The sequence below is a fragment of the Streptococcus sp. 263_SSPC genome (assembly GCF_001071995.1).
Taxonomy (GTDB): domain Bacteria; phylum Bacillota; class Bacilli; order Lactobacillales; family Aerococcaceae; genus Granulicatella.
The window spans coordinates 42,165-54,595 of sequence record NZ_JVNU01000010.1 but is presented as its reverse complement, the minus strand read 5'-3'; the positions used below and the strand labels follow the sequence as shown (position 1 = coordinate 54,595).

The 12,431-nt window shown below is 37.0% G+C and carries 14 protein-coding genes; 2 read left to right on the top strand and 12 right to left on the bottom strand.

Translation table 11 applies throughout. From position 1 onward, the window contains the following. On the top strand, positions 1-153 hold a 153-nt coding region (locus ADH02_RS09285), incomplete at its 5' end, for an IS3 family transposase (protein ID WP_048781683.1). 67 nt (positions 154-220) lie between these two features. On the opposite strand, the gene ADH02_RS00470 is transcribed toward ADH02_RS09285, so the two are convergent. The 12 genes from ADH02_RS00470 to ADH02_RS00415 form a co-directional block, all read right to left on the bottom strand. Then, positions 221-934: a hypothetical protein gene (locus ADH02_RS00470; RefSeq protein WP_048781672.1), complete on the bottom strand. Its 714-nt coding sequence runs from the start codon at positions 932-934 to the stop codon at positions 221-223. A 14-nt stretch (positions 935-948) separates the two neighbouring features. Next, complete coding sequence (locus tag ADH02_RS00465; protein WP_048781671.1) at positions 949-1,638, bottom strand: hypothetical protein; 690 nt, start codon at positions 1,636-1,638, stop codon at positions 949-951. A 23-nt stretch (positions 1,639-1,661) separates the two neighbouring features. Next, positions 1,662-2,363 carry a hypothetical protein gene (locus ADH02_RS00460; protein ID WP_048781669.1) on the bottom strand — a complete coding sequence of 234 codons (702 nt, stop codon included), beginning with the start codon at positions 2,361-2,363 and terminating at the stop codon, positions 1,662-1,664. A 14-nt stretch (positions 2,364-2,377) separates the two neighbouring features. Next, positions 2,378-3,064, bottom strand: a complete 687-nt coding sequence (locus ADH02_RS00455; protein WP_048781667.1) for a hypothetical protein — start codon at positions 3,062-3,064, stop codon at positions 2,378-2,380. A 249-nt stretch (positions 3,065-3,313) separates the two neighbouring features. Further along, complete coding sequence (locus ADH02_RS00450; protein WP_048781665.1) at positions 3,314-4,030, bottom strand: hypothetical protein; 717 nt, start codon at positions 4,028-4,030, stop codon at positions 3,314-3,316. Between the two features lie 15 nt (positions 4,031-4,045). Continuing rightward, positions 4,046-4,768, bottom strand: coding sequence for a hypothetical protein (locus ADH02_RS00445; protein WP_048781663.1), 723 nt, complete (start codon positions 4,766-4,768; stop codon positions 4,046-4,048). A 189-nt stretch (positions 4,769-4,957) separates the two neighbouring features. Beyond that, positions 4,958-6,265, bottom strand: coding sequence for a hypothetical protein (locus tag ADH02_RS00440; RefSeq protein WP_048781661.1), 1,308 nt, complete (start codon positions 6,263-6,265; stop codon positions 4,958-4,960). Between the two features lie 463 nt (positions 6,266-6,728). Next, the gene (locus ADH02_RS00435; protein ID WP_048781660.1) at positions 6,729-8,042 is read right to left on the bottom strand and encodes a hypothetical protein; all 1,314 of its coding nucleotides are present in this window, start codon (positions 8,040-8,042) and stop codon (positions 6,729-6,731) included. Positions 8,043-8,075: 33 nt separating this feature from the next. Beyond that, complete coding sequence (locus ADH02_RS00430; RefSeq protein ID WP_048781659.1) at positions 8,076-8,780, bottom strand: hypothetical protein; 705 nt, start codon at positions 8,778-8,780, stop codon at positions 8,076-8,078. A gap of 16 nt (positions 8,781-8,796) precedes the next feature. Beyond that, entirely contained in the window at positions 8,797-9,459 is a 663-nt protein-coding gene (locus tag ADH02_RS00425) for a hypothetical protein (RefSeq protein ID WP_048781658.1), read from the bottom strand. Between the two features lie 460 nt (positions 9,460-9,919). Continuing rightward, positions 9,920-10,603, bottom strand: coding sequence for a hypothetical protein (locus ADH02_RS00420; RefSeq protein ID WP_239681709.1), 684 nt, complete (start codon positions 10,601-10,603; stop codon positions 9,920-9,922). 15 nt (positions 10,604-10,618) lie between these two features. Then, positions 10,619-11,296: a hypothetical protein gene (locus ADH02_RS00415; RefSeq protein ID WP_048781653.1), complete on the bottom strand. Its 678-nt coding sequence runs from the start codon at positions 11,294-11,296 to the stop codon at positions 10,619-10,621. Between the two features lie 301 nt (positions 11,297-11,597). On the opposite strand from ADH02_RS00415, the gene ADH02_RS00410 reads away from it, so the two are divergent. Beyond that, entirely contained in the window at positions 11,598-12,413 is an 816-nt protein-coding gene (locus ADH02_RS00410) for an LPXTG cell wall anchor domain-containing protein (protein WP_048781652.1), read from the top strand. Positions 12,414-12,431: the final 18 nt, after the last annotated feature.

The window sequence follows — 12,431 nt, the reverse complement described above, 5'->3', positions numbered from 1 at the left end:
CTAAAGTGCGAAGCTTTCTACATAAAAGATGAAGTAATAACTTCATCTTCTATTGTAATTCAAATTGTAGAAAATTACATCAAATATTATAATGAAAATAGAATCCAACAAAAATTGGACTACCTGTCTCCGGTTGAATACCGGAGACGGTAGCCCTAGGGTGTTTTTATTAAATTCTCACTTTTTGGGGTCAGTCCCGTATAGACTACATTCCTTTTATTTATTCTTGAACTTTTTGGAATTGGAGGACAATTGTTACGGGCACATTATAAATATTATTATATCCACTGACTGTTAATGTTAGAATATCATTTTCGATTGAATACGCATATGTAACAGGGCTGTCGCTGAGAATAGAAGGTGTTGCTTCTATATCTCCTGAAAAGAAAATTGGAGCAGTGAAGGTAATTGTTTTTGCTTGAGTATCCACTTTTCCGTTTTTAATCGTTCCATCGAGGGTCTGCTTGTCCTCTGAAAGACCACCGACTGCATCTGGGAATTTTTTAAAAAGAAATTCAGCATAGCTTTGATATCGTTTGAGTCCTTCTTCTTTCGAAATCTCTTTAGAATCAAACTCACTATCGTAGTAAGCTTCAAAGCTTAGCTTCATATCATAGGCGCCATGATATTCTGCGGTATTATCATTGATTGTAATCTCTGATGCAATCGTTGCTTTTTCGGCAGCAAATAGCAGAATTAGCGATCCGTTCAATTGATTAACCGAATTATAGTACATTAGGATACTTTCTAGACTTTCACGTAGATTATAAATCTTCCATTTTCCATCTAAAGAGACTTCCTGAGTGGCAGTTTCAGTTGTCGCTTCTGACTGAGCTACAGCAGTTTCTTCTTGTTTTCCAGTACAGCCTGCCAGAAGGAGAAGTGAAAGGGAAGCTACGCACAGCATTAATTTTTTTGTTATTGATGTATACATGTGAGAGCTCCTTTCTATTCTGATACTTTCTTAAATGTCATTTTCATCGTTGTTAAAACTCCACGCTCATTATTGCCTCTAGCACTGACTACGAGGGTATCCTCATCTAATTCATATTGATACGTGATTGGACGAGTTGGTTTCTTGGTCAGTCCTAATGAAAATGTCATTAGGAGAAATGGTGTTTCTTTAAAAGTAATCGTTTTGTTGCTTGTATCCACAGCACCTCCAGGAAGAGAGAAATCAAATTGGTTTGTTTCTTTGTCCATCTTGATTTGAGTAACTTTTAAAATCGAAATTGCGTTTTCATAACCTTCATATAAAATATTTTTGAATTCAGATTTATCTGGGAAACCATTTTTATAAATATGTTCATATAGATTCTCGTAATATTTTGTGAAGTTATAACTATATTTAAATTCAGCATCATTTCCTGAAATGACGAGTTGTGGTTTCCAGTCAGCTAAATCATCAATAGCATAGGCGTACTGCGTTGGGTCGGAACCTCTTAGAACAAATGATTTTCTTAATGTGGTTTTTACATCGGTTAATTCCCAAGAACCATCAAGAGTGTCACTTTGAGCAACAGTTGTGGCTTCTTGAGTGGATTGAGAACTTGCGGAAGGGACGTTGCATCCAGCCATTGCAAAAGTACACAACGTCGCCAGAGCCCCTAGCCAAAATCTCTCCTGATGAGTTTTCATGTATGTTACCTCCTAACATACGATTATTGTTTCTTAAATTGAATCGTGTATGATCGATTGTATCCGTCACGCTCATATAATCCGGATACTTTTAACGTTAAGATATCCCCTTCAATCGTGTATTCATAAGTCGTTTCGCTCACAGCTTGATTTGGATTCAAAATGTAGCTTGGCGTAATGAATAACGAGTGTGGAAATTTAATCGTCTTCGTTGTTGGGTCAATCGTTCCATCTTTAATGGTTAAATCGAGTTTGGACATGTCCTCATTATAGCCACCAGAGCCATGCTGCAACTTCGACCAGAAGCTTTGGATGAGCTTGCCATTCTGATTCATAAACGCGTCATAGCTACTATAAAAATTCTTTCCGTTAAGTTCGTAGTCGAGTTTGAAGTAGTCAGTATTGTTGTAAGCGATATGGTATTGCACGTCATTTCCTTTGATTATTAATTCAGGGCGAATAAGAGGTGTTAGGAAGTTCACCATTTTTAAACCACCTTCATCATTTAAACTCGAATAGACTAGCAATCTTTCAATGGTTTCACGGATATTATAAGCTTCCCAAGTACCGTCAAGAGAAACAGGGGCTTGAGTCGTTTCCTCAGTGGTTGTAATGGCTACAGTTTCTGTTGAAGCCTCTTGCGTCTTTTGCCCACAACCTGCTAAAAGAAAGAGTAGTAGGAAAGCGGCACAAATAGAATATTTTTTTAGATTGAATCGAAACATGTGAATTCTCCTTTCTACTCATTGACTCTCTTGAAGGTCATCTTCATGATTGTTTCTGTTCCTTTTTCCGTTTTCCCCTCAGCTGTTAATACGAGCGTATTGCCATTCCACTCATATTTGTACGTCATCGGGTCTAATACAAGATTTGTTGTCCCAAAAGAGTAGATAGTAAGGATACTAGGGGTCTCTTGGAACGTAATCGTTTGATTGCTTTCATCCACTTTACCACCAGCTAAGGTGTAGTCGTATTTTGGCTTCGATGCATTCACTGACATTTTTGTGACTTTGAAACGAAGGGCATTATTTCGTAGCTTATTAATGAAGTCTTTAACGTATTCCTCTTTTTTCTTCGTTCCATTACCTTCTACTTCATAGAGGTGGTCGAGAAAGGCCGTGTAATCTAAGCTGTATTTAAATTCCGCACCATCTCCACTAATGACTAATTGTGGTTTAAAGTCAGCAAAGTCTTCTAGGGCATGACCGTAGACTTTTGCGTTTGAGCCACGCATTAGGAAGCTTTTTTGAAGGGTAGAAGGGGCATCGACTAATTCCCATGTACCTTCAAGTGTTTCAGCTTTTTCAACAGTTGTTTCTTGTGTAGTCATTTGGCTGGTTGTTGTTGCGGTGCTGCAGCCTGCGAAGATAAGAGTGCACAGAGCAGTTAAAGTACACAGCCAATATTTTTTAGTCCAGAGTTTCATAAAAGGACCTCCTGTTATTTTGTAATATATCTATATTATAATCGTATGTGCACAAAAACTCAAGTCGTTATTTGAAATACTTTAAAGTAAAATAGGACAAAAAATAGGAATGTAGTCAAACTACATTCCTATTCGTTATAATCAACACTATAAAAATCCTCATCAGTCTCACCTGTGAATTGTTGGCCACCAAATAATCGGTCCTGTTATTTATCTATGCTAAGTGGTGAAGTAAGCCTAGCAAACAGATTATTCCGCTACTTTTTTGAAACGCATCGTGAAGTAGCCAACAATCTTTTCTTCACCACTAAGTGTTTTAGGCTGTTCAAGTGTTAGTGTTAAAATTCCATCTTCAATGGAATATTTATAGCTTACTGGTTTTATGAATTTCTCATTGGAGAATGTCGCCAAATCGATGAACATTGGTGCGTACTTGAATTCCACTGTACCAGCGCTCTCGTTAAATGTAATATCCTTTAAGGTTTGGTGGATTTCATACTTTTCATCGTTGAATTCAAAGCTGAGGGGGCCTTTCATATTGTTATAAATTTCCAGTTGCTTTTTCAAAGCGTCATACTGATTTTTAATATATTGTTCTTTGGTTCCTTTGACACTTGTTAACTTTTGGGCTTTCCCGTAATCATAGAAGTTGCCGACAGCCACATTGGTTGTTGCTGTAAGGTCATATACCGCAGAATTCCCTGTAATCGTTAGTGTAGGTTTCACATCCTTGAAGGCATCAGAATAAATGAGTCGGCGCGGAATTTCTTCTGAATTACTAAAATCATTATATCCTAAGGCGCGTTCGAGTGTACTTCTGAAGTCGATTTGTTCCCATTTTCCTTCCAGTGGATTGGAAGGAGCAGTTGTTGTAGTTGTCGTTGTAGCAGTTTGATTTCCACAGCCAGCAAGCATTAAAAGAGAGCAGCCAGCAATGAATAATGGTTTTAAGTATTGTTTAAACATGGTCGCGTCTCCTTTCTATTTCTTTTCTGCACTTGGTACGCGTTTGAATGTTAGTTCAAAATGAACTGGAAGATTGTCCTTCGTTTTCATATCGGCGTAGATAATCAAGAAGCCATCTTTTACTTCATAGTTGTATGTTACTGGATCGAATCTGTGATCTTTATCCGCTGTTGTCAATGGGAAGGAGTCAAGAATCATGAGTCCTTCGTCAAATGTTACAGTCTTCGCTTTTTCATCAATAGTTCCGGTAGCTTCGTAGCTGTATATTCCTGTCGATGTATCCATTGATGCTTTGTATTTTTTGAAGTTTTGCACGAACTCTGTTTGTCCGTTAATATAACGGCTGACAAATGCATCTTCTGTCATTTTTTTCTTATCCTTAGAAATCTCGTAGAATGCTTTTGCAAAGTTCTTCGAGTCATATTGATAGCTTAGTTTAGCGTTTGTCCCGTCAACTGATAATTTCATCTTAAAGTCTTTGAAGGCTTCAATGAATTTTGCATAAGTATAACTTTTCATTCCTTTTATGAAAAAGGCTTTTTGCAATGAATCGATCTCGTATACAGATTCCCATTCACCAGCGATATTATTTGGATCTTTCTGTTCTTGTTTCGATTGCGCTTGTTGCGCGTTATTGGCATTTTGATCTGAAGCTTGGTTCTGTCCACATCCAGCAATCACAAAAACTGCGGCAAGAGAGAAGAGACCAAGAAACAGTTTCTTAGTTTGTCTAATCATTGTTAGACCTCCTTCAAACAGATTGTTGTATTATGCTTATATTATACTTTTAATATTCTTATTTTGCAAGGCTTTTTACAAAAATTACAACCTTCACCCGTAACTTCACCGATTATTCAAACTGAGAAGCACAAAATTGTCTCTAACAATGGAACAAATAGTTGAGATTCTCAAAGGGCAGTGGAATGACTAATTGCTAGTTGTGTCAGAAACTTTTTTGAATTTTGCAGAAATAACCGTATTTAGATTATTATTGCCATCGCGTTGCTCAATCGTCAACGTTAAAATATCTCCATCAATAGAGTATTTATACGTCGTTTCTTTATTGGCAGGTCCAATAGATAGGATTGCAAGCTGCACAATATTGATCGCTTCTGGGAAGACAATCGTTTGGTTTGCTGTATCTAATTTACCATTTTTCAATACAGAATGAATCGTGTTATTTTCTTTATCAAATTCATAAGTTGTATTTGGGTAGTCTTTAGCACCAGATTGTAGGTTGACTGATAATTTAGTAAATTGATTTTTAATATAATCGTCTTTTGTTTGCGTTACTTTAGATCCGTCTTTTTGTTTTAAGTAATCGTAGAACATTCCAAAACCATCCGCTAGAGATACCGTATAGTCGAATTCAACAGATGTACCTGTAATGTTTAACGTTGGTTTTAAATCTTTCCATGCTTCAGGATAAATTAGCTTGATAGCTGAATCATCATTTTTGAAATCTTTATAAGCTAAGCTACGTTCAAGTGCTGGTCGGAAGTCGATGGCTTGCCATTTTCCTTCAATTGGAACTGGTTCTTTTTGAGTAGTGCTTCCTTTACGTTTGAAGTGTAGTTCATAGTGAATTGGAAGATTATCCTTTTTCGATTTTCCGTCAATCGTTACGTAAAGCATGTCATCTTTTAGTTCGTAGTGATATGTGTTTTGCGAAGCGCGATTTTCACCGAATGAGAAGAAAAATGAGTTCGCTACAGTAATTCCTTCATCAAAGGTCATAGTTTTGGCATCTTGATCAATAGAACCCGTTGCTTCGTAGCTAAATACACCAGTTTCTTTATTCATGCTGACTTTGTATTTCTCAAATCCGGCTGCGAACTCTTCATGAGAGTTATATACGATTTTTTTGAACTCTTCTTCAGTCTTGCCTCTAGCTTCTGTTGTGACAGTGGAGAAAGCTTTAATAAAGTTATCAATGTTATAGTCGTATTTAATCGTTGCCGTATTGTTTTCAATCTTCATATCCATTTTGAAGTCTTTAACAGATTCAAGTAAGTGTGCAAAGTGGATTCCATGGAGGGTATAGGCTCCGATGGCTTGCGATAAAGCATCGACAACATCGACCAATTCCCAATCACCATCAATCGTTTCTACTTTTGGTGCTTCTGTTTGAGCGGCATTTTGAGAGTTGCCTTTGTCTTGGGAACAAGAAGCCAGTACGAAGACTGAGCATAGAGCAACTAGTGTTAAAAATAATTTCTTATAATGTCTAAACATCGTTAGACCTCCTTAAATAGAGTAATTCTAATATGCTTATATTATAAAGGTTACAGTTAAAGTTTGCAACGGTTTTCACGAATTTTACAAGCTTGCCCCGTAATTTCACCGATTATTCAAAGTAGAGCAGGAAAGGTCTTCAGCAACACGCGAAGCAGTATTTGAGATTCATAAGGTATATTAATTGGATTTCAGTCCCTTAAGTCTATTAAAATACGAAGAACCTTTGGGTAATAGTAATGATAAACGCGACAAACAAGCAATGTGAAATAGAGCGTGTTAAAGCTTTCAACTTTTACCCGCTCTTTGAAGCTTGCTAGGATTGAGACCTAAGGCTCAACCCGGTGTAGCAGTTATCATAACTATTACGAACCAAAGGTTCTTGAGTATTTTAATAGTGCACTTAATAAGTAAATTCAATGCACAAAAAAAGCCCCTTGAGAAATTCTCAAAGGGCAGTGAATTAGTTTTGAACTTTCTTAAACTTCAATTCATAGTAAATATTAAATCTTTGGCCAGTTTCATGTCTTTCATAGGTAAGGGTTAAAATATCGCCGTCTATTGTGTAGTTATAAGTTGTATCCAAAATTGCTATAGAAAAGTTTGAAAAAATGACAAGATCCGAAATAGCCATTGGATTATCGAAAGTAATTATATTTCTGTCTGTATTAACTATTCCATCTGGGATTACAGTATGGACAGTGTAGTTTGCCTCATCAATATCAATTTTAGAATATTTACTCGCACTTAAATTTGTTTTAATCATACTATTAAAATAGTACGTACGTATGTACTCTTCTTTTGGCTCTAGTTTTATTTTAGCATTTTTTTTATGATATTCGTAGATGCTATTATAGGCGTCTGTTAGATTAACCGAACCCTCATAAGTAGCCTTATTTCCAGAAATTGTTATTGTTGGCTTTAAATCCTTTAACGTATTCCAGTAAACTTGTAGAAGCAGTTTTCTTTCATATTGAGAATGAAGGCGATAGAAAAGCCCACGTAAGAAGGCGTCACCAGAATTTATAAGTTCCCATTTGCCGTCTAAAGAAGCTGTCTGTTTTGTAGTTGTTGCTGCCGTATTATTTTCTGAACCAGTGACACGTTCGAATCTTAATTCGGCATGAACGGGTTGCTGGGTTTTAGAATCAATACCATCTAAAGAAACGAGAAGAAGATTATCTTTCAATTCATATTTATATGTAATTGGATCATATGTCTCCGTCAATGTCATAGGAAAGCTCATGTTAAAGTTTAACGGCTCTTGGAAGGACATAGTTTTATCTGTATCATTTATGGTTCCAGGAGCATAGAAACTAAAGGCGCCCGTTGTCACATCCAATGTAGCTTTATTTGTCTTGTATTTATCTGCCAATTCTTTACTACGTTTAAATAGGTTTGTTTTGAAAACTTCAGCAGAATCTTTTTTATTAGTTCCTTTATAAAGATTGTTTGAGAAATTATTGAAGTCAGTCGAGTAGCTGACCTCAACCTTGTCACCGTTAACCTTCAAACGCATGTCTAAGTCGTCAAAAATTGTTAAAAAGTATCCGAATTGTATTTCATCTATTTCGAATAAAGAGTAAATAGATTGGATTGAATTACGAATGTCCGTTAGTTTCCATTCACCCTCAATATCGTTTACTTTCTTCGGTACTTCTGTTGTAGCAGCTGGTGAACTTTCAGAGTTGTTTGACCCCTGAGAGCATCCAGCAATGAACAAAACTGAGAAGAGAGTCAGTAGAGTAAGGATGATTTTTTTACTATGTCTAATCATTGTTAGACCTCCTTAAAAAGAGTTTTATATTCGTTAATTAGTTTTTGCCTCAGAAACTTTCTTGAATTTCATTTGGTATACCAGATGTAAGTTTTGCTTCTTCAGTGTTCGTTCCGCTTTTAACGTCATCGTGTCACCAACAATCTCATATTGATATTTCATCGGTTTTTCTTGATCGGTGATATACAGTGGGATGACAGCAAAAATATTTGGAACTTCCGGGAAGGTAATCGTTTGAGTTTTTGTATCTAGAACGCCATCTTTCAACACAGATTTAATCGTCGATGTTTGTTCATTCCAATCAACCGTATGGTATTTGAGATTACTATACGTCGTCTTTGCTAAACCAACAATATAGTTAATCGCATTTTCTTTGTAACTAAATTGTTTTTTATCAATAACATCCGCATACGCATCAAGGAATTTTGACATGTTTGCTGTGTATTCGAATGTAACCTCATTTCCTTGGACCCTGAGGACTGGAACTACGTCTTTAAGGGCATCTGTTGCCTTTAAGCGACTGGCTGCATCGTCATATTTGAGTAGAAATACTTTTTCGAGTGTATCTCTAAAGTCGACCGCTTGCCATGTTCCTTCGACATCAACAGAAACAGGTTTTGGGGCTTCTGTGGTTGGAGTTTGACTTTGTGTTTGTTGTACGGTTTGTTGTTCGTTTCCACATCCTGCAATGAACAGTAGAGAGAAGAGGGAAACCATCCATAAAGTAAATTTTTTCATGTTTGCCACTCCTTTCTTATTGTCCGCCTAATCGATTGAAACGAATACGCATTTCTCGAGGATAGCCTTCTTGAAGATCGCCTTCAATGAACAGAGTCATCTGATTGCCGTCCACTGTGTAGTTATACGTAATAGGTTTCAAAGGATCAATGCCAATTCCCATGACAAGTGCTTTTAAGAAAGTCGGTGTTTCAGGGAAGGTAATTGTATGTTTTTCCTTATCGATTTCACCTTTTAAAGAGTAGTCATAGGCCAAGTTTGCATCGTCTGTTGTAACTTGTGCATGCTGGTATTTCTTGACTGCCTCTTTAAACTCGTCAAATTTATTTTTTACATAAGTATCCATATCAGGAGTTTTCAGTTGGAGGCCTTTGTATTGATCTTCATAAATTTTTTTTACGCTAAGATGGTACTTCAATTCAACCGTATTGTCATTAATATCGAGTGTCATTTTTACGTCATTGAAGTCTTCTACCGCATATGCGGAAACAAATTTATTTAAATTCATGGCCAAAAGAATTTTCTGAATCGTTAATGTTTGTTCAGTCCATTCCCATGATTCCTGTGGGGATGTGTTTTGTGCTTTAGAATCAGGCGTTTGGCTTTGGCATCCTGCAACGAAGAGTAGAGTAACGAACGCCAAGAATCCGAAAAGCATCTTCTTTGTCTTACAAAACATAGAGTTACCTCCTAAAAGTTGTTATTTACATTTTATCATTAACTGGAACGATTATAAAGTGAAACTTTGAGCGAGTCTCATTTGAACGGTGAGCATAATGAAAAGAGGAAAAGGTTTCTTTGACTGGTATACTCAACTTTTGAGATTCTCAAGGGAATCTATGTGTAAATTAGCTTTCCGTATCTATTAAAATACGAAGGAGCTTCGGGGTATGGGAATGGGAGTAAGACAGAAGAAACAGTGCTATTCTGTTTCTTCGTAGTCTTACCCCCGCAAGGACAAATAGGATTGACCAAACTACTTGATAGTGAAGGTCAATCCATTTGTCTACTGCGTCTATATTGTTTAAGTTCATAATATGAGAATCGCTAGCCAAAGGTTCTAGAGTATTTTAATAGAGCAGAAGTTATATATTTTTTACACACAAAAACCCTTTGAGAAAATCTCAAAGGGCAGTGAATTATTTTTGCACTTTCTTGAATTTCATTGGATAAACCAAATGAAGTCCATTTTCATTATAGACTTTTTCCGCATACATCGTAAGAATATCCCCATTAATTTCATAGTGATAAGTAATCGGGGCTTCTTTGGAAGACACATAAAGTGAGAGAATTCCAAAAATATTTGGAACGTCCGGGAATACAATCGTTTTGGCGTTTGTATCTAAGACACCGCCTTCTTGTTTTCCTTTATAAATATAAGTCTCATCGTTGTAAGTACCAGATAAGTCTTCTGATTTTTTGATGCTTCGTTGGGCAACGGCAGCAAGTACTTTAGCTGCTTCTGCCTTGTCCTTGATTTTATCTTTATTGGCTTCGGCATAGAACTCGAAGTATTTATTCATATCGGCCGTGTACGTAAGAGTCACCTTTGTTCCTTCGATTGTTAACGTAGGAGAGACATCTTCGAAAGCCTCTGTTACTTTCAATCGGCTATACGCATCTTTGTAATAGTATAAAAATGTACGCTCTAATGTATCTCTAAAGTCGACTGCTTGCCATTCACCTTCAAGAGCGACTGGAGCAGGGGCTTCCGTTGTTGTTTCAGCAGTCGTTTGTTCTTGCTTTTGTTCAGCACATCCTGCGATGAATAGAAGAGTAAGAAGCGACATCATCCATAGCGAAATTTTTTTCATCATTTTCATCATCCATCACTCCTCTTATTCTTTCCCATCCGTGTAGTTAAAGCGAAGACGCATCACGAGTTTCAACCCTTTATCGTTTTTGCCCTCAGCAGAAAGGGTCATTTGTTTTCCCTCTACTGTATAGTTATACGTCATGGCCTCTAGTGGGTTAGAAGTAGGTCCTAAGATAATTTTGCTTAGGAATGTTGGAGTTTCCGGGAAAGTAATCGTGTGATTGTCCGGATCAATAGTTCCTGTTAGCGTATAGTCATATGCGTAATTTGCTTCGTCGACTGTGATTTTTGTATGTTGAAGAGTTGCTACATAGGCCTTCAAGTCTTCTGTTTTCTTTTGGACATATGTCTTGAAATCAGGTGTCTGTAGGTTTTGTCCTTTATATTGGTCTTCGTAAATTTTGAGATAGTCAAAACGATACTTCAATTCAACCGTCTTGTCTTTAATCGTCATCGTCATTTTGACATTATCTAAGTCATCTATCATGAATGCTGCTGCGCGAGGATCCACATTAGTAGCAAGGAAGACTTTTTGCAATGTCAATTGTTGTTCTGTCCACACCCAAGTTCCTTGTTGGTCCTTCGTTAAATCTTGTGGAGTCTTAGGTGCTTGTTGTGTAGATGTCTGACAACCTGCAACGAGGAGTAGGGCGGTAAAGGCCAACAATCCTAAAATCATCTTCTTTATCTTATAAAACATAAACGTGCCTCCTAAAGTTGGTTACCTTTATTTTACCATTAAGTGAAATAATTATAAAGTGACGATTTGAGTAGAATAGAATTGGATAAAATTTTTGGAAAATCATTTAATGGAACAATGTTAATAAATAATATTTCACAAAGTTAACAATACGATAGCGACAACCACGTGTGTGAACTCTTCCTGTAAAGGGAACAAACTTGAATTGGAATGGATTGGAAATAGTCTTGAATTCCATTATAGGAGTGGTAGGATTGTTTTAGAAATATTTGTGAAAAATGTGTTTAACCAAGGAGGAATCATGGAAATGAAAAAACGATTGAAATCATCATTGTGCCTAGGAACTCTTGTGACATGTGGGTTAATGACATTTGCGACCATTGCTCCAACAAGTGTATTTGCCGAAGAACCAGCAGTAGGAGACGAGGAAGCGGAGTTACCGCCAGTACCTTCTCCAGTCGTACCAGGACAATTCACAACGGTGAAAGAAATCCCGAGCGGAAAACTTTCACCAACAGGAGAGATGGAACTAAACTATGATGTTTACTATCATAAATTAGGAAAAATTGTCTTCGTGGATAAAGATGGCAATAAAGTAGGGGAAGCAAAGACATTTAATAATGACCCAGTTGACCCAACAAGAGCAGCAGTGACTGCTTTACCAGCTGTTCCGGAAGGATATACATTTGCAGCTAGTCAAAAAGTACAAATTATCGAGAAGAAACCTGGGGAAGCTGAAAAGGTTGTGGGTGGAACAATTAATGTGGCTTCTGATGGGGCAGGAGGATTTACATTTGATCCAAACACGGTGTTCTCAAATGATCCATACTCACCAGGATTTGATTACTATGTGTATTTAGATAAGGCAGAGACACCAACAGAAGAATCAACAACAGAAAGTTCAACGACAGAAGCACCAACAACAGCAACACCTTCAACAGAAGCACCAACGACGGAAGGTGAAATAATACCAGTTCGAACGACTGAAGTTACTACAAAGGAGGAACCGAAGCAACCGGAACTACCAAACACAGGATTTGCAGAAGTTCCTACAACGTTTCTTGGACTTGTAGCGTTAGGCCTTAGTGGAGTAGTGACATTCAAGAAGAAAAAATAATCGCATAATATAAAGAAA